General features: G+C 59.7%; 11 protein-coding genes. 4 read left to right on the top strand and 7 right to left on the bottom strand.

What is annotated here, in order from left to right:
- Positions 1 to 661: 661 nt before the first annotated feature.
- Entirely contained in the window at positions 662 to 961 is a 300-nt protein-coding gene (locus JG743_RS34925) for a DUF1127 domain-containing protein (protein ID WP_199201120.1), read from the bottom strand.
- 532 nt (positions 962 to 1,493) lie between these two features.
- Here JG743_RS34925 and JG743_RS33860 point away from each other — a divergent pair.
- Complete coding sequence (locus JG743_RS33860) at positions 1,494 to 2,612, top strand: baeRF11 domain-containing protein (protein ID WP_199200934.1); 1,119 nt, start codon at positions 1,494 to 1,496, stop codon at positions 2,610 to 2,612.
- A gap of 738 nt (positions 2,613 to 3,350) precedes the next feature.
- Here JG743_RS33860 and JG743_RS33855 read toward each other — a convergent pair.
- From JG743_RS33855 to JG743_RS33840, 4 genes are all read right to left on the bottom strand, one after another.
- The gene (locus JG743_RS33855; RefSeq protein ID WP_199200932.1) at positions 3,351 to 11,909 is read right to left on the bottom strand and encodes a GH36-type glycosyl hydrolase domain-containing protein; all 8,559 of its coding nucleotides are present in this window, start codon (positions 11,907 to 11,909) and stop codon (positions 3,351 to 3,353) included.
- A 142-nt stretch (positions 11,910 to 12,051) separates the two neighbouring features.
- A complete protein-coding gene (locus tag JG743_RS33850; RefSeq protein ID WP_199200931.1) occupies positions 12,052 to 12,672 on the bottom strand; it encodes a Tim44/TimA family putative adaptor protein in 621 nt (206 codons plus the stop codon).
- Positions 12,673 to 12,727: 55 nt separating this feature from the next.
- The gene (gene ctaD, locus JG743_RS33845) at positions 12,728 to 14,302 is read right to left on the bottom strand and encodes a cytochrome c oxidase subunit I (RefSeq protein WP_244673256.1); all 1,575 of its coding nucleotides are present in this window, start codon (positions 14,300 to 14,302) and stop codon (positions 12,728 to 12,730) included.
- A gap of 113 nt (positions 14,303 to 14,415) precedes the next feature.
- Positions 14,416 to 15,078 (bottom strand): 5-formyltetrahydrofolate cyclo-ligase, encoded by a 663-nt coding sequence (locus JG743_RS33840; protein ID WP_244673255.1) that lies wholly within the window; start codon positions 15,076 to 15,078, stop codon positions 14,416 to 14,418.
- 130 nt (positions 15,079 to 15,208) lie between these two features.
- Here JG743_RS33840 and JG743_RS33835 point away from each other — a divergent pair, with 130 nt between their 5' ends.
- Positions 15,209 to 16,054, top strand: a complete 846-nt coding sequence (locus JG743_RS33835; protein ID WP_199201118.1) for a LysR family transcriptional regulator — start codon at positions 15,209 to 15,211, stop codon at positions 16,052 to 16,054.
- A 69-nt stretch (positions 16,055 to 16,123) separates the two neighbouring features.
- Positions 16,124 to 16,669 carry a DUF488 domain-containing protein gene (locus JG743_RS33830; protein WP_199200929.1) on the top strand — a complete coding sequence of 182 codons (546 nt, stop codon included), beginning with the start codon at positions 16,124 to 16,126 and terminating at the stop codon, positions 16,667 to 16,669.
- A gap of 8 nt (positions 16,670 to 16,677) precedes the next feature.
- On the opposite strand, the gene JG743_RS33825 is transcribed toward JG743_RS33830, so the two are convergent.
- Positions 16,678 to 17,241 carry a nucleoside-diphosphate kinase gene (locus JG743_RS33825; RefSeq protein WP_199200928.1) on the bottom strand — a complete coding sequence of 188 codons (564 nt, stop codon included), beginning with the start codon at positions 17,239 to 17,241 and terminating at the stop codon, positions 16,678 to 16,680.
- Positions 17,242 to 17,403: 162 nt separating this feature from the next.
- The gene (gene rnk / locus JG743_RS33820; RefSeq protein WP_199200927.1) at positions 17,404 to 17,868 is read right to left on the bottom strand and encodes a nucleoside diphosphate kinase regulator; all 465 of its coding nucleotides are present in this window, start codon (positions 17,866 to 17,868) and stop codon (positions 17,404 to 17,406) included.
- A 459-nt stretch (positions 17,869 to 18,327) separates the two neighbouring features.
- On the opposite strand from rnk, the gene JG743_RS33815 reads away from it, so the two are divergent.
- Positions 18,328 to 19,185 carry a universal stress protein gene (locus JG743_RS33815; protein ID WP_199200926.1) on the top strand — a complete coding sequence of 286 codons (858 nt, stop codon included), beginning with the start codon at positions 18,328 to 18,330 and terminating at the stop codon, positions 19,183 to 19,185.
- The last annotated feature ends 106 nt before the right edge of the window (positions 19,186 to 19,291 follow it).

The following is a 19,291-nucleotide window of genomic DNA, read 5'->3' as shown; positions in this document are numbered from 1 at the left end:
TGGAGAGACGACCCTCTCAAACCGCACCCCCAGGATGCTTTCGAGTCCGGCGCGGCACCAATTCCGCAGCCATTGCACGGCTGGCTCTTTGCGAAATCGGCCTGTTGGCATCTTGCCAAGTCGAAAATCCGCCTCGAATTCGCCGACCGAGGTGAGTCGAAGTCGCATGGACATGTAGTTCGGAACACGAGACACGATCTGCGCCGATAGACATTTGCGCGTGGCATCACAACGGTTCTGGGTCGCCTTACGGCTTCGCTCCCGTGATCGCACAGCGGTGACCGCTTGAGTCACGACGCCTTTGCTCCGCGTAACTCCCACCGGACATCGAGAGGATAGCCACAGTGGCCCACATAGCGGCAAACACCGGCATAATAGAAAAAAGGATGCCCATCCCCAGCGGGTCACGCCTTCTGTCACCTGCGTAAGGAACTTCAGGCAGCGGCGAAGCACTGTCCAATATTTGTCCCTCATCCCATAGGGCAATGCAGACACTATACGGCGGATCGCTCCTCCGGCGGAACTCTAAACGACGCTTTGGTTCGGCCATGGAGGGAAACAGGTCGGGAAAGTCTGCGGAGGAGATCATAGGTCGTGTTCTCTGTTGATCAATTCGCGTAAATGGCCTGGCGATGAGGTCTCTGGCACAGGCCAGTGGTCGTCATGTTGCCTCCCGTAGCGGGTCGCTTCTGCATTCCGGTGCGGCGACAAGCGTTCGCAGACACGCCGTCTCGGCGTATTGGGAGCTCAACCCGTCAATCACTTGCGGAATTTCGCTGCGCAAGATGCCAATGTCTGCAAGCATTCTGTCGTCCAAGCGTTCAAGCTCGTTGATCGCCTTGCGCCGCTGTCTACCCTCGAAAGGCGCGAGAACTAGCCGATGCAGAAATCCCGGCTTTTTCTGCTGCGCTGGATCGGACAGGATACGGCTCTGCACTTGTGTTCTCAGGCGATCGGACATGTCGCTCTCCATTGTCGAAAATACTGTTGGCGCGGAATTGGCGTTCGCCGCATCCAGGTGGCGGAACGGCGCGATCGGCTACTGAGGTCGACAAACAGAGGATCCGGTCTGGATTGCCCGAAAGTCATTCCTCAGTCGGCGACTAAGTGCCGTCCTGTTCATTTGATCGGTGAGGGATCAGAAAGCCCCGAGGCGGTAACAGACGCGAGCGTCGGCCCGCTCGGGGCTACGAGCGGTTCAGTAGCGAGCCTGCGAAAAGCAGGAACCTCCTATAATGACTGAACGGGATCATTACTCCGATATAGTCCTCGGATATGACCTTTCAATCCGAAACCGCCCTGTTGCGACATTTCGACACGAAATTCTGTACGGGTATTTTGATAATCGAATCCACAATTCTCCATAATTCTTTCGAGCGTGCGACATAACGCTCGGCTAATTCGAATGGATCTTAAAAATAGGTGTTAACAGGTGTTAACACCTATATCAAAAAGACTGGTTTCTAACCGAACGCCCTTCAGGAGAATGATGCATGCTGTACGTTGACACGCCTACGTCTAGAGAATTCGGTGATCTCAATCAGGTCCGATCGGATGCTTGCGTCTCGATTTATCTACACACCACGCCGCTTACTCGTGAGATCAGGAAAAGCCGGATTAATCTTGGCAATCTGGTAAAGAACGCCATCAGCCAGCTAGAAGCGGCGGGTTTCGACAAGCGACGCATATGGCCATTGCAGGAACAGTTCGACCATCTTCTGGTCGATGACGCGTTCTGGTTACGTCAGGCACGCAGCCTGGCAATCCTCGCAACGCCCGACCTCATCCGAACCTATCGTCTGGCCAACAAATTGACCGATATGGTCGAAGTTTCTGACCGCTTCCATCTCAAGCCGCTGATGCGTGCGATCACGTTTCCGCATGCCGCCCATATTTTGGCTATTTCGGAAAATGCGGTGAGATTGATCGAGGTCTCTTCAGATCTGCCTGCCGCCCAAATCAGGGTTTCCAATCTGCCGAAGGATGCCGCCAGCGCCGTTGGCAAATCAACTATCAACGATCGCACGGCCAGTGGGCGCATTCAGGGTTCCGAGGGGCAGAAGGTTCGCCTGGCGCAATACATTCGCAAGGTTGATGCCGCGTTGAGACCTGTTCTCATGCACTCGGAAATCCCAGTGATTCTGGCAGCGACCCAGCCGGTGGAATCCTTGTTCCGTTCCCTGAGCGCCATCCCCGCACTTCCCGAAACCATTTCAGGAAGCCCGGATCGTTTGAGTGACGCTGAACTGGCAAGTGCGGCAAGACCAGTCCTCGACGTCCACTACAAAAACGTGATCGCTAGCTTGCATCGCAGTTTCGAGCAATGCGCAAGCCAGAATCGAACAACCACGGATGTGTCCGACGCGGCGCGGGCGGCTACATTTGGTGGCGTAGAGTATTTGCTGGTTGATATCGATACCGTCGTCGATGGCTTCGTCGATGAGGAAACGGGTGCTGTGACTTTCAACACGAAGGGCGATGCTGCCAACTACGGCGTGGTCGATGAGATCGCCAGGCGCGCGTTGTGTTCGAGGGCTCGAATCCTGGGCGTTCGGCGCGAAGAGATCCCTGACGGCAAGGAATTGGCTGCGATTTTACGCTATCCCATGTAATCCATGATGAAGTACGCATGTCTATCGTTCCTCCCGTTTCAAACGGATCGGACCTACAAATCCGTCTTCATCTGACGGCGAACTGGCCTGGGGTTTCACAGTCGTGACGACCGGATCGTCCCCGCTTTGCCGGAAAGCGTGAAGGCGGGTCCCATCTGCAAACAGGCCAGATAGGCGCTCGCTCGCAAAAGTCCATGTCAACGCAGATGTCGATGCGCGTTCTTGGACCGACAGAAGCCCGCATTGTCGCGGGTGAGGACATGCGCAGACTGGTCGGTATGACGGTCTTTTCGATCACTCATCCGCGTGGACTGGCCATGTCAGGCGCGTCACGAAGGGGGTCAGCTTCACCTTGCCGCGCCACAATGGCGTCACGGAGAAGATCAATGTGATCAACGGTTGTCCATCAACCTGAGGCGGCAAGACCAGCTTTCTATCAGCCGGGAAGGCCGGTGAGATCATTCCACAGAAAGCCTTTCAAATTCTTCGCCGCCTGGACCACGTCGAGCGTACAGGAGAGTCGAAGCCAACGGCTATCGACTTCCTGGCGGCCATAAGCGGGACAAGGAGCGATCCCGCGCAATCTCCTCACCGGCAAGTCGCGCCGGTCTGACGATAGCGTATGGTCACAGGAGTTGTTCCCATGTCTACTTGCCACTCCTCCCATATTGTCCGTCACGTCGATAGCATCGCGCTTCAGGATGCAGAATTCGCGCGATCGGAGGCTCCTCGCTTGCATCAGCCTAGCGTAACCAGGAGTTCGTGAACGCGCCCGTCGTCGATCAACTCGACCCGGAGGGGACGCTGAGCGAGCAATATCCCATCCAGTTGTGCCGAGGCCACCCCGCGGGAGAAGCCATTCGGGTTGTCTAGCTTTATTCGCATGCGGGCAGAGCGGCGACGGAGAGTGACCTCGAACCCTGGCCAACTGTTCGGGATGCAGGGGTCGAGATGCAGAAACGATCCCTCAAACCGCACGCCCAGGATGCTTTCGAGCCCGGCGCGGTGTATCCAGCCGGCCGAGCCTGTGTACCAGGTCCAACCGCCATGTCCGATCTGACCGGGCGCTGAATAGATGTCGGCGGCAACCACGTATGGCTCCACCTTGTAGTGACGGAGTTCGGCCCGCGTGCGGGCGTGGTTGATCGGGTTGAGCTGGGCGAACAAGCTCGTCGCCTTGCCGCCTTCGCCGAGGAGGGCGAAGGCGATGACTGACCACGCTGCGGCATGGGTGTACTGGCCGCCATTCTCACGGATGCCGGGCGGATAGCCTTTGATGTATCCTGGATCGTGCGCCATGTGGTTGAAAGGCGGCGTGAACAGCAACGCCAGACTGTTATCATCGTCGATCAATTCGCGTTCGACGGCAACCATGGCTTGGGCCGCGCGCTGAGGCTTGGCGGCGCCCGAAATTACTGCCCAGGATTGCGCGATCGAGTCGATGCGGCACTCATCGTTCGTCGCCGAGCCGATCACGGTGCCGTCGTCGAACCACGCGCGGCGATACCAGTCACCGTCCCATGCTTGGTTTTCGAGCGACCCTCCCAATGCCAAGGCGTGCGCGCGCCAGGCGTCGGCACGGACCGCATCATCACGTCCCTCAGCCACCCCAGCAAAGGCGGTCAGGGTCGTATGCAGAAACCAAGCCAGCCAGACGCTCTCGCCCTGACCGCCTTCACCCACCCGGTTCATTCCATCGCTCCAGTCGCCACCGCCGATCAGCGGCATACCGTGGCTGCCTACTGCGAGGCTCGCATCCAGCGCCATGGCACAATGCTCGTAAAGACTAGCGGTTCGCGCCGAGATAGCAGGTGAAAAGAAATTGTCGCGCTCGTCCGCCGTCAGATTTGGCCCCTCCAGGAAAGGGACGAGTTCATCTAGGAGCGCGGCGTCACCAGAGACCTCGATGTACTGCGCGACAGCATAAGCGAGCCACGCCTTGTCGTCGGAAATCCGCGTGCGCACGCCCTGGCCTGAATGCGGCAGCCACCAGTGTTGAACGTCGCCCTCCGCAAACTGGCGGCCCGCGGCACGAATCAGATGTTCCCGTGTAAGCGAAGGGCGGATTGCCGCCAGCGCCATGCCGTCTTGAATCTGGTCACGGAATCCGTATGCCCCGCTCGCCTGATAGAAACCCGACCGGGCCCAGATGCGACACGCGATTGTCTGATAGAGAAGCCAACCGTTCAGCATGATGTCCATCGACCGATCGGGCGTTTTGACCTGCACCGCACCGAGAATATCCTGCCAATGCGCACGCACCTCGTTCAACACCGTGTCAAGATCTGCCCGACGATACCGCGCGATCAGTTCCACGGCTTCACCGGAGCCGACTGTGTCGCCGAGGAAAAGGACGATTTCGGTTTCGTCACCTGGAGCGAGTTCGATGATGGTTTGCAGTACACCGCAAGGGTCGAGACCGGCGCCGACCGCTCCCGAAAGACGGGCGCCGGCTGCCAGGCCGGCAGGGTCGGCAAGGTCGCAGTTGCGGCCGATGAACTCCCGACGGTCGGCCGTCCAACTTGTTTGACGTCCACCCAAATCGAGAAAGGCAACCCGAGATCCAAAAGCGGCATTCCATGGGTTCCTTGCGAAAATCGCGCCGGACCCAGGATCAATCTCCGTCGAAACGAACGGAGCGGATGAGGCGCGGGAGTTGCCGAGTACCCATTCGACATAGGCTGTGACGGCCAGCCGCCGGCGGCGATTGGTCGTGTTGCGGAGTTTGAGGCGTGATATCTTGATTGCATCAGTCAAGGGCACATAAACCAGCAGGGCCGACGCGATACCGTGCGCCTCATGCTCGAACCGACTGTATCCCCAACCATGACGAGCCACGTAGGTGCTTGTGTCATCACGGATCGGGGAGGGGGTCGGAGACCACAACTCACCCGTATCCTCGTCGCGCAGATAAAGCGCTTCGCCCGATCGATCGGAGACCGGATCGTTCGACCAGGGCGTCAACTGATGTTCACGGCTGTTTACTGACCAGGTGAAGCCGCTTCCCTCGGCGGACACTTGAAAACCGAAAGCGGGGTTGGCGACAACGTTGATCCAAGGAGCAGGAGTCGACTGTCCGGGGCCAAGAATCGTCACGTACTCCTTACCATCATCGGCGAAGCCGCCGAGGCCGTTGAAATATTCGAGTTGCGGACGCGGCGTCGCAACCGGCTGCAGCGCGCCGTGGGCGCGGAGGGCTTGGGTCGGTGGGCTCCAATCGCCAGCTTCGGAAATGCGGTTGAGCTGTTCGGCTAACCCGCCATGCTCGGCAACCAGCACGATCCGCGCGATCGATCCAAGCAGCGCGGCAGTCTCCCTTGGGATCAAATCGGCTCGGAGGACGAACACACGTCCAGCGGTGTCCTGCGAAACGTGCGACGAGGGTCCACTGTAGCTGGTCCGCACCAAGACCTCGAGGGCGTTTTGCAGATCCTGAATGTAAGAAGAGGCGCGCTCGTTGACGATGACGAGGTCGACCGCAAGCTGTTGATGCCGCCAATACTCCATCGCCTGAAGAAGTTGATGGGCGATCCGCATATCGTCCGCATTTGCAATACGCAGGAGGATAATGGGCAAATCCCCCGATATGCCTTCCGCCCACAGTCCGGATTGTGCGCCTGCGCCGCGAAGGATGGTCTCCGAGGAGGAACGCAATGCAGGTGTGGCGTAAAGCAGATGGCCCGCCAGACGCTGAAACAAGGTCGCATCGGCTCGATTGATTCCGAGGTGATGGAGTTCCACTTGCGCCTTCGTCCAGGCGAGCGTCGCGGCGCGGTCGAATGCGCTGATGTCATGCGTTTTGTCGATCAGGTCAACAACCCCCGTCCGTGATTCAGCGACCACGGTCCAGTATGCAATGCGAATCGTCGCACCAGGAGCGAGGTGCACACGACGCCGCAGCGCGAAGATGGGATCGAGGACCGATCCTGTCGATCCGGAAAGGAGCCGACCGTCGATCACAGCGGCAGGGTTGCGGACGCCTCGTCCTCGGCCGAGGAAGCGGCTTCGGTCAGTTTCAAATTCTGGCTTTCCTACACTCGCGCCCTCAACCACCGAATGATGCGCGGCCCAGATTTCAGGTTCGTCCGGCGAGCGCCGCCGCCGCGTGGCCAGGATGGCCCCCGGACGCGTATCATACTCGGTCTGGACGAAAAGTTTCGCGAAGGCTGGATGGGCAGTATCGGTGGCCGGGGGCGACATGACCACCTCGGCGTAGGACGTGACCTCGATGTCCCGCGAGCGACTGCCTGAATTGGTGACGGTCACACGGCGTACCTCAGCGTCGTCCCCCGCTGAAACAACAACTTCGAGGATGGTGCTCAACTCGCCGTCGCGCCGCGAGAAAGAGGCACGATCCGCGCTGAAAGTGACCGCGTAATGATCCGGCTCAACGCCGGTCGGGGCGATCCCTGCAGACCAGACTTCATCGCTCTCGATGTCCCTGAGATAGATGTAGGATCCCCAATCATCGCAGGTGGCATCCTCCCGCCAGCGTGTAACAGCCAGTGACCTGAAACGGCTGTATCCCGAGCCGGCGGCTGTCAGCATGACGCTGTAACGGCCGTTGGAGAGCAGGTGCGTTGCCGGCGTCGCGGCATGAGGATCGACGCGCCGCGAAGCCTCGGGCAGATCAAATTCGCGGATCTTCGCCACGGACGTCCCCTCGCTGGCCCAAGGCGACTGCACAGCGACCTCTCGGGGCATATGTTCCTGTAGCAGCAGTTCGGTTGCCCTCATCATGGGTTCTGTGTGGAACCGACGCCGCATCGCGCCTCCCAACAAGGCGTCAGCGATGGCGGTGATCGTCATGCCTTGGTGATGGGCCATATAGGCATGGACAACCGCGACGATTTTTCCTTCCGGCAATCGAGAAGGCGTGTAGTCGAGCGCCTCGAAAAACCCATAGTGGCCCAGGCCACCTTCCGCGGCCAGCCGCTCGAAGTTTCGCGTTGCCGCCACCGGATCGACCGTCGCTGCCAGGGCGGTCGCATAAGGCGCTATAACGGCGTTTTCGCCGAGCCCCCGCTTCAATCCGAGTCCCGGCACGCCAAAATTGGAGTATTGGTAGGTTAGCTCCAGGTCGCGAACGTTATAGGCGGACTCAGAGACACCCCAGGGCACGCCAAGGGCTTTTCCGTATTCGATCTGTCGACGGACAATGACCCGGTTGGTCTGTTCGATCACACTGCCGGCCGGTGAGCGCATGACGATGGACGGCATCAAATACTCGAACATTGAACCCGACCACGAGATCAATGCCGCGCTGCCATCGACCGGAGTGACATCGTGTCCGAGGCGAAACCAATGTCGGGCCGGAAGGTCGCCTTTTGCGATAGCGACGTAGCTTGCGAGCCGCGCCTCCGACGCCAGCAGATCGTAGCAGCTCTCATCCCTTACGCCTTCGGTGACGAGGAAGCCAATCGAGAGCAACATGCGTTGGCGGTCGAGCAAGAAATCGAATTCCATCGCCATCGCCAATGTTCTGGCTGTTTCGCCAATAGCGGAGAGGCGTAGCGACATCTCGGCGGCGGTTGGTCCCGAACCGTCCAGGTCGCGTTTATGACTGGCGATTGAGTTACGGATGGCCCTCGCCCAAAAAAGCATGTCAGAGCTGCCGTCCTCGGCCCGTTCGAGCGCCAACGCCTGAGTGATGTCCACCAAGGTCTCGGCCGATGTCGCCAGCGCAGAAAGGCGGTTAGCCCTCTCTTGAGGGGCGACCAGTGGTCGATGTAGGTCAGCCGTGAGAAGCGCGATGGCGTCGTCGAGCTGACGCCAGGTGACGGTATCGGTGCGACGCCTGTCTCGCAGCGTGTTGACCTCGTCGACCATGATGTTGAGAGCGTCGTCTATTCCGCTCAAACGTGCTGCCGCACTGAGGTCGCCCCAATCCTTGCAAGCGTTGGCGAGCGCGATGAGATGTCCGGCGAGATTGCCGCTATCGACGGAGGAGACATATCGCGGATCAAGGGGACGAAGATCGCGGGTATCGTACCAATTATAAAAATGTCCACGAAAGCGGTCGAGGCGCCCCATGGTCGAAAGCGTCGCTTCCAGACGCTCGACCGTGTCGGCGACACCGAGCCAACCAAAATCATGCGCACTCGCCGCCGACAGCAGGTAGAGACCGATATTGGTCGGCGAGGTGCGATGGGCGACGACCGGCGCGGGATCCTCCTGGAAATTGTCCGGGGGAAGATTGTGGTCGTCCGCGGAAACGAAGGTTTCGAAGAACCGCCAGGTCCGCCGCGCGATCAACCGCAAGGCGCGAGCCTCCGCCGTGGTCGGAGCCAACATCGCCTCTCTGACCGAGGGCAGGCTCACCCACCTGGCGATTGCGGGAGAGACGATCCACAGAATCGCAAACGGGACAGCGAGGAACCACGTCTGGTTTCCGGAAAACAAGGCTACGATCGGCGCGGCCACACCGATCAGCACCGCGCCCGCCATCCAGTGATAGTAAGCGGACGTTGTAGGCTCGCGACCAATTGTGGCTTGTTCTGATGGGGTCCATTCAAGAAGGTTGCGCCGTGTAATAATCAGCCGGAACAGGGTGCGGGCGATGGCATCGCCCATCAGCCACGCCTGGTGCGCCAGCAAGGTGATTATCAACAGCGATTGAAGCAGCGCGAGACGAAAGTCCGACATCACGGTTTTGAAGTGAATGCGCTGGCTGAGACCAGCATGACGCGGCGCAATCCCCGCCAGAGCTGGCACGAAACTGGGCAGCACGAGCGTGGCCACGACAAAGATCGTCCAGATGACCGCGGCGTCGAAAGGCAGCAGCCATCCAGCCATGAGCGCGAGCAGACACGTGATCGGGGAAAGTGTGCGTCGCAGATTGTCGACCATCTTCCAACGGCCGCTGGCAGGCATGGCCGCAGACTGCGTGCGGCCCCCTCCCAGGAGACCGGACCACCCTAATATCCACGGCAGCAACTGCCAGTCTCCGCGCGCCCAACGATGATACCGGAGTGACGCAACATCGTATCGGGCGGGGTAGGCTTCGACGACCTCGACGTCGGAGGCCAGAGCGGAGCGGGCGAACACGCCTTCGAAGAGGTCATGGCTGAGCAGGATCGAATCGGGTGAACGGCCCTTAAGTGCGAATTCGAAGGCGTCGACCGCGTAGATGCCCTTGCCTGCGTAGGACCCTTCCTCAAGCAAGTCTTGATAGACGTCAGCTACAGCCGTTGAATATGGGTCGATCCCGTTCATGCTGGAGAACACGCGCTGGTAGACTGATCCCTCGGCCGCCGTCGGCAGCGCAGTGGCAACACGAGGCTGCAGCACGGCATGGCCTTCCACGACGCGGCCGGTTGCCGCGTCGTGGCGTGGCTGGTTCAGCGGGTGCGCCATCTTGCCGATCATACGCCGGATCGAATCACGCCGAAGCCGCGTATCCGCGTCCAGTGTGATGACATAGCAGACGCCCTCCGGAACCTGAGGCGGCCGGCCATCCTGGCTCAGGAAAGTGGTATCGGAAGCACCGCGCAACAATTTGTTCAGCTCGTGCAGCTTGCCGCGTTTGCGCTCCCAACCAATCCACTTATGTTGGCTCTCATTCCATACACGCCGGCGATGGAGCAGCAGAAATCGATCGCCGCCAGGCGCTTGCGCATGGCGCAGGTTCAGGCGCGCAATCGCTTCGATGGCAACTTGAAGGAGTTCCTGGTCGCCTTCGACGGTCTCGGTCGCCGCGTCGGTCCAGTCCGACAGCAACGCGAACTGAACATCACCAGCAACGCTCGCGAGATAGTGGATTTCCAACCGTTCGATTTGTGCGGCAACAGCCTCGCGGGTCGTCAGCAAGGTCGGCACTACGACGAGCGTGCGAAGACGTTTAGGCACGCCTTCGCGAAGTTCGAGACCCGGCAGTTGGGTCGGTCCGAAACGGTGGGTCAACTCCTGGTTCACGAGCGCAACCGCCGCGTCCAGGGCTGGGATGGCCCCGAGTGTTCCCAGTATGCCCAACCATATCCAGCCCGGACTGGCTTGAGCATGGACGACGATCGGCATCGCCAGCAGGAGCGCGGCCACGATCGCGCCCGCGCCGAGATACCCTCCAATGCCAAGCGTGCGATAAAACCGCCCGAATAACAGTCGAGGCCTTGGGCGAAATCCGACTTCCGCTTCGAACTCGGCACGACCGCCTGCGCAAAGATAATAGCCAGGATCGGTCTGGCGTTCGTCTGACTCCAAGGCTTCAGGCTCGGCCTGAGCGCCGGTTAAAACCGCCCGGTGAGCGATTTCCAGTTCACTAAGGCCGGATCCGCGGGCGAGCTCCTCGACGGCCGTGCGGTACAGATTGCGGGTCGGGAAGTCCATCTCCGCAAAGCTGCAGCCATCCGCCAACACAGCGTCGATGAGGGTGACACGCTCGAAGATTTCCGTCCAATCGACATCGGACATGCGGCGCATGCTGGTGATGATGTTTCTAACGGTAACGTTGGCCGAAATCTGCTTTTGTTGCTCGTCATTGACAGCTGCGTCTACGGTCTTCCCCTGCGCCGTCAGCCGTTTGTCGAGATGTATGAACAGTGGCGTGACGGAGGGACCTTCATCGCGTAGCCGATGAACGAGCTGAAGGAGGAAGGCCTCGGAGAGCGCCCCTTGATCGAGGTCGTCCATGACGGATTTCGGAGGCTCGGCCGCATGCCCGCCCACCGCGAGAAGCCTGTCGGCAAGATCGTCCGCTCTGCGGCGCTCCTCGCGGCTATAGACGATACGCGCTGCGATCCGTCTGAGGTTTTCTATTAGAATGACCCTTAGCGTAATCGCCGATGCCCAGAGTTCGCCGATCATCAGTGGCTGTATGGTTTGATAGGCGTGAACGTAGTCGCACCACGCGTCGACATCGAAACGGCTGTCCGTGTGGGCGACGAATGCCCAAGCCATCCCCAAGACACGCGGATAGCCCGCGAACGGGCCGTCCGCGAGCGTAGGGAGTTGTCGATAGTAGCCAGGCGGCAGATCCAACCTGACTTGTCGGATTTGCCGTTCCACTTGATGAAAATTATCGATCAACCATTCCGCGGCAGGAGTGATGGCCGCCCCGTCACTGACCGCCTCGCAGATGGAGCGATAAGCAGCGATGAGGCTGGCTTCATTGTCGGCGAGCCGCTTCAGCAGCGAATGCCCGTTCGGTCTGTCCTGTTTGATCCGCTGGGCGGCCGCCAGGCTGCGGGCGTGCTCTTGCAGTCGTTCGACGCTGAACAACATTTCGCGAATAGCGTTCGGATCGTTCCAAGGCGAAGGCGCCGGCGCCGAACCGAAGACCCGACGAAGCAGGGAGGCCATCAACATGTCTCCACCGCACCTGCAGCAGATGCGTTCAAAACGTCATCGCCGCTGGCCCTCTTAGGCTGACCTACAGCGCACGTGACGAAGTAAAGTCCACTCAACCAAGCGTCGCCCTTCGGCGGGTTAGAGGCGCAAGCTGTTATCCACCTTCCGTGGCGATCAACATCCAATTGCGTTTCCTTGACTGGGTTTCACAGGCGAACGTCCACGTATCGATCATCTCGATGATCTGCTGGGGATCGCCGGCAACGATCGCATCGTCGGCCGAGCGTGTAACGCTGACCACGTCGGAAACGAAGCGAACAGCGATCTCAGCGGTACCATTCTCCTCGAGAGCGTCGACGACCTTTGCTTCGTTCGTGCCGATGAAGGTGAGTTGCAGCATCTCCTCCCGCTCTCGGCGCCCGGCTATCGCTCGCTCGAAGACATCGAGCACTTCCGGCCCGACAAGGCGCTTCAACGTTTGGATATCGCCGCTTGCATAGGCCAACAGGACAACTTCATAAGCCGCCTTGGCGCCGGCCAGAAACGGGGCAGGGTCAAAACTCGGATCGATCTTTCGGATAACGTCCAAAGGGGTGTCCCCGGGAGACGTGTTTTCGTTCCTTCCAGTTCGTTGCTCTGTCGCCGCATCGTCCCGTTTTGCCTTGTCTTCGCCCGGAGGCGACTGTCGTTGGCCCCAACTGCCCAGCAATGCCCAATAAAACGCGATGATTGCCATGAGCAGGATCTGGTTGTTTGGATCTGTGGTCTCGTTCATGACCTTCTCCCGACAAATGTCGAAGCAAGCGCCGGTTCGGAACCGGAGGTGAATTTTAGACAATGCGCGGCAAGCGTTCCCATTGATGGAAGGGCGGCGGCGACGGCAGCAGCCATTCGAGCGTGGTCGCCCCTTCGCCCCATGGATTGGCGCCAGCTTGACGCTTGCGGCTGAAGGCCTCCGCCACCGTGATGAAGAAGACGACAAGTCCGGCCGTTGAAATGTAGGACCCGATCGACGAGATGAAGTTCCAGCCGGCGAAAGCGTCGGGGTAGTCGACATAGCGTCGCGGCATGCCGGCCATGCCCAGAAAGTGCTGAGGGAAGAAGACGAGGTTGACGCCGATGAACATCATCCAGAAATGCAGCTTGCCCAGCGTTTCGCTGTACATGTAGCCAGTCATCTTCGGGAACCAGTAGTAGAAGCCGGCGAAGATGGCGAAGACGGCACCCAAAGACAGCACATAGTGGAAGTGGGCGATCACAAAATAGGTGTCGTGATACACGCGGTCGATACCAGGATTTGCAACCATGATGCCCGTGACGCCACCAATGGTGAAGAGCAGGACGAAGCCGAGAGCCCAAAGCATCGGCGTCTTGAACTCGATCGATCCTCCCCACATGGTCGCCAGCCACGAAAACACCTTCACCCCGGTTGGAACGGCGATGACCATTGAAGCGAAGGCGAAATAACGCTGGGTGTCCGCGGACAGGCCCGTCGTATACATATGATGCGCCCAAACCACGAAACCGATCGCGCTGATAGCCACCATTGCATAGGCCATGCCGAGATAACCGAAGATCGGCTTCTTGGCGAAGGTCGAGATGACATGGCTGATGATGCCGAAGCCGGGAAGGATCATGATGTAGACTTCGGGATGGCCGAAGAACCAGAACAGATGCTGGTAGAGGATCGGATCACCGCCGCCGTCCGGGACGAAGAAAGTCGTGCCAAAGTTGCGGTCTGTGAGCAGCATCGTGATCGCGCCGGCCAGCACGGGCAGCGACATGAGAAGCATGAAGGCGGTCACCAGCATCGACCAGGCGAACAGCGGCATCTTGTGCATCGTCATCCCGGGCGCGCGCATGTTGAAGATCGTCGTGATGAAGTTGATCGCGCCGAGAATCGATGATGCCCCTGCAAGGTGGATCGAAAGGATGACGAGGTCGACAGCGGGACCCGGCTGGCCAGCGGTCGAGAGCGGCGGATAGAGCGTCCAGCCGCCGCCATGACCGAGCGTGCCGGGCGCTCCTGGAACGAACATCGAGGTGATGAAGAGGATAAACGACATCACCAGCAGCCAGAACGAGATATTGTTCATGCGCGGAAACGCCATGTCGGGCGCACCGATCATGATCGGCACCATCCAGTTGCCGAAGCCGCCGATCAGCGCCGGCATGAGGACGAAGAAGATCATGACCAGGCCGTGGGAACTGACGACCACATTGTAGGCCATCGGATTGCTGAATATCTGCAGGCCGGGCTCCTGCAACTCCATGCGGATCAACACGGAAAGCGCCGTGCCGAAGACCCCCGTCATGATCGAGAACAGCAGGTAAAGCGTCCCGATATCCTTGTGGTTCGTAGACCACAGCCATCTGACGAGAAAACGGGGCTTGCGGTCATCCAAGACTGTGGCTGGATTAGCTTCCTGCTCTTCACCGCTGGCAGGCAAGACGACCTCAATGGACAGCATCTGCGATGCGTTGTCACAAAAGGAGATCGGGCCTTGCCCGCACTCATTCAATCATCCGTGACGATCACATCCATCGGAATGTCATGTGGCTGCGGATAGATGGTCTGGATCCTGCTGCCGGCGTAACCGACGCCGATGACGTGAGGCCGCTTCGGCGCTGCTGCCAGGGTCCGATCGAAGAAACCGCCGCCATACCCCAAGCGATAGTTAGCCTGGTCGAAACCGACGACGGGGGCGATGACCACATCCGGCTGGACAGCAGGTCCGTGAGACGGGACAAGAATATTCCAGACTCCGCGTTCGAGCGGGTCTCCCGGCCCCCAGATACGAAACTCCAGCGGCCAGGCTTTCTTGATGACGACCGGCAGCGCGATCCGCCCGCCGCGCTCGATCACCCGGATCGCCCAGTTGCGAAGGTCCGGCTCGCCTCGAAAAGGCCAGTAGCCGCTGACGATGCGCCCGCTCACCCGGCCGACAGCCAGGTCGAGGGTGGAAGCGACGCGTAAAGACCTCGTAACGCGTTCCTCGGCGTCGACTGCGAGACGCTCGTCGATCAGGCGCTTGCGCTCAGCCTTGCGCCATCGACAGACATCCGGCCAGGCGTCCTGCACAACCGGCTCGGTGCCATATCCTGGAACAAATTCGTGCATGAAGCACGGCGGAGAGGCGTACTCTCTCGTTTCCAGGGGAACATCCTCCTGATCAGACATTGCGCGCTCCATTAACCGTGGCAGTGGAAACCACCTCGCCGTCATCAACGTTGCGCTGCGTAAAACAGGAAGGCAAACGGAATTAAATGCTGTATTGATGCAAGATTATTGCACTGACCCGGAAGCCAGAATGGACATCGACCGCGCTCGCACGTTTTTGGAAATCGTCCATTCCGGCAGCTTTCTGAAGGCCGCCGACCGGCTCCACGTCACCCAGACGACCGTCAGCGCGCGGATACGCACGCTGGAGGAAGAGCTCGGACGTCAGCTCTTCATCCGCAACCGCAATGGCGCGCAGCTGACGCCAGCGGGCCGGGAGTTCGAGCGGTTCGCCCAGTCATTCGTGCAAATCTGGGAACGGGCGCGGCACCAGCTCGCCATCCCATCGGGACGGACAAGCGTCGTTGCCCTGGGGGGAGAGCTGAGCCTGTGGAACCCGCTGCTGCTCGACTGGCTGGTCTGGATGAAGAAGGCCAAGCCTGAAATCGCCATCCAAGCCCAAGTCGGCGTCCCGGACCAACTCCTCGAACAGCTCAGGACCGGCGTTCTGGACATTGCGGTGCTCTATGCGCCGAAGCTGCTGCCGGGTTTCAGGGTAGAGCTTCTCCTCGAGGAGCAGCTCGTCCTGGTTCGGACCACGGACAGGGACGGGGAACCGGTCGGCTCCAAGGACTATGTCTATGTCGATTGGGGGCCGCTGTTTGCGGCCCAGCATGATGCCAGTTCCACTGCCTTCGGCGAGCCGGGATTGATGGTCGGTCTTGGTCCGCTCGGGCTGAGCTACATCCTTCGCGCCGGCGGAATGGGCTATTTCCGCAGGGGCGCCGCAGCTCCTCATATCGAGGCGGGTCAGCTGGAAGTCGTGGAAGGTGCGCCGGAATTCACCTATCCGGCCTATGCAGTCTATCCGGAAGCAAGCGAGGCGCGAGCCGACGTCCAGGAGGCGCTGCGCGGATTGAAGCAAGTTGTGAAATGATCGTCCCTCCAGGCACGAAGCCACGGTTCGCGTGACTGGAAGGATGGATCGCCACGGATTTGACCGAACATGCCTTATCCGTTCCACACCATCGGTCACTCGACCCGGTCGATTGCCGAATTCGTCGCCCTGCTGCGGGTTGGAAAGATCGCCCTGGTGGTCGACATCAGGACCGTTCGACGATCGCGGGCGAACCCGCAGTTCAACAGCGAGGTGCTGCCGGAAAGCCTGGCAGCGTTCGGGATCGGATATGAGCACATTGCCGAGCTTGGCGGTCTGCGCGGCAAGGCGCACGACATCCCACCGACGCTCAACGCATTCTGGATCAACCAGAGTTTTCACAACTACGCTGACTACGCGCTGTCGGCGGAATTTCTGGACGGCCTGAAACGGCTTGTGTTCCTCGGCAGGCAGCGGCAGTGTGCCATCATGTGCTCGGAAACACTCTGGTGGCGCTGTCACAGAAGGATCGTCGCGGACTATCTCCTTAGCCGCGGCGAGTCCGTTTTTCATCTGATGGGCCATGACAAGGCCGAGCCGGCAAAACTCACCGACGGAGTGAGGGCAAGAGCCGACGGAACGCTTGTCTACCCGCCCTCACTGCCTTCGGGATAGACGAGGCATCAGGCGGCCGATGGACCAGGGTCGTCGAACCCGGTGTCGAAAGCCGCCATGACTTTGTTGTCCGCCCTGTCTTGCGCTTCATCGGAACGATGGACGATGCGCAGAACCGGCCCGCCCGGTCGCCATGAGCCCGGCGCTGCACCTCCCGCCAGCGTCAATCTCTCGCGCCTTGCAGCTTCTGGCTGATAGACCACTTCATGCACAGTCAGCGTTTCAAGGCCGCCGTCCGCGGTCGGAATTGACATGGACTGACCTTCGGCCAGACCAAGCAGCGCCAGGCCGCGCGAATTGGTGATCGGCAAAAGCAAGCCAACCAGACCGCGCATCTCGTCATGTGCGACGATGCGGGTTTCGGCAGGGCCGTCGTTCACCCGATAAGCCACGCGGGTGCTGAGTGTCACGACGGTTGCCGGGATGTCTTCCCGAAACATTACAACTGCGCTCGAAATCTTCCGTTGAAGGATAGCCGAGAAGGGATCGCCGCGGGCAGGGTGGCGTTCCTGCATCACTTCAAGAATGGTGTAATCCTTCGTCGTCAACTGACAGGTATCGGTATTGGACATGGTGCGTCTCCAGCCGGCCCGCGCAGCGGATCCAGCGACAGAAAATTGATCGGGTGTGTGGAAAGCTACCCCTGTGCCGGACCGAGATAGGCCGGCGCAGGGGTCAGACTCCCGCGATCAGGCTGCCTGCGTGATTGAGGAGACGGATGGAAACGCCCATGTCTATACGCCCGCCGCAATCGTCGAAGACGCTGGCGCGCGCCGATCAGCTGCATCGCCTTCTGGAGCAGGTTGGCTAACGGCAAGTACCAACAATTCGTGTCGACGCCCGTCCCGGGCGGTCCACATGATCGACTGCCCAGCCGAGAGGCCGATCAGAGCCGTGCCAATCGGCGTGAGGATCGAAACCTTGCCTTCGGAGATGTCGGCATCGCCAGGAAATACCAGCGTGACCGTTTTCCGATCGCCAGTGTCGGGCTTGAACGTCACAGTTGAACCCATCCGGACGGTGCCGGCGGAGACCCAACCATCGGCAACGATGCGGGCGCGCTCGAGTTCGGCGAGCAGTTCATCAGACGCCTCCGGATTTCGTGCGGCGAAAGTGCTCGCGAGCGCCGATAAGCGCGCATGATCCGACTGCGAGATGCGGATATTCGGCTTACGCCGGGTTTTCGTGTTGTTCTGCATTGGGATACTCATATTGTAGTGGGCCAGCCGTCATCAAAGGTAGCGGAACTGGCCAATTCGGGGAATCTTCGTCGATGCACCAAAGCCCAGAGGCGGTGCACCCAACGGATCATATGTTGACTTAGGCGTTGCCCCTCGGCTCGGGGCGCATGGCAGCCGAGCCGGGGGTCACGATCCCGCGATGGGGCAAACCCGGAAAAGAAAATCACGACGGATTTTGGCTGCGGTGTTCATATAGCTATAGTTGGTGAAGCAATTCGCGAAGTCAAGGCGGACGATGGCAGGCTCAACCGCAAGACCTGCCATTCAAGGATTTCTGGAGCGGCACTTGCAGCATTGTGGAGCCGGCGCCTAGGATGACTCTCTGGACAAGCGAGACCATCGTCAAATTAGATCACTACCCAAAATCTGCCGAAGGAAGGCGGTTGCGATCTCACGGACGAGGAACACGGAGCTGCCATGAAAATCCTCGCGGCGACAGATTTTTCCACCCGTTCACAACGGGCATTGCGACGGGCCGGCCTCTTGGCCCGGGAGATTACCGCGGAACTCACGCTCGTTCATGTCGTCGACGACGACCAACCCTCAGGCATGGTCGACCTCGAAAGACGGGAGGCGCAGAGGTATCTTGAAGAACAAGTGGGCTCGATCGCCGAACTCCAAGGACTCAAGTGTGATTCCGCGGTTGTCGCTGGTGATCCGTTCGACGGCATTCTGAAGGCGGCCGAGGCGCGTTCGATCAATCTCATTGTCATGGGCGCGCACCGCAAGCAGTTGCTACGCGATATTTTTGTCGGAACGACTATCGAACGTGTGATCCGTACCGGACCATGCCCGGTGCTCATGGTGAATGCAGAGGTAGAACATTCCTACAAAAAAGTGATGGCCGCTGTGGACATGTCCAAGCCGTCCGCGCGCGCAATCAGAATGGCTAGGGATACTGGACTAATAGGCGACGCCAGTCTTTCGCTGGTCCATGGTTTCGATGCGTTCGCCAAGGGAAAAATGTCAAATGCTGGAATAGGCAAGGACGAGATCGCGCGCTACGTGGCGACAGAACGTTTGCAGGTGGACAGGGAACTGGTCGCGTTTTTGGAAGCGAACGACTTTGGTGTCGACAACTGGTCGCTGCGTATCAAGGAAGGAGGCCCCGTCGAAGCGATCATGGAGGCGATCAAGGAGGTGGCGCCCGATCTTCTGGTGATCGGAACGCATGGTCGTTCGGGCCTCATCAAGGTACTTCTGGGAAGCGTGACGGAAAGCATTCTGCGATCGGTCGACGTGGATGTTTTTGCGGTGCCGCCGATCCGAACTTGATCGAGACCTACGTGTTGGATGATCGTCGTTGTTCGTCCTGGGATTCCGCGGCCGCCTCGAATGACGGGACGCCATCCTTGCGCTCGCTGCGGTCCCGGTAAAGCGC

The sequence above is a fragment of the Mesorhizobium sp. 131-2-1 genome, assembly GCF_016756535.1.
In the GTDB taxonomy this organism is placed as follows: domain Bacteria; phylum Pseudomonadota; class Alphaproteobacteria; order Rhizobiales; family Rhizobiaceae; genus Mesorhizobium.
The sequence above is the reverse complement of the archived record's forward strand: the minus strand, read 5'-3'. Positions and strand labels throughout refer to the sequence as shown.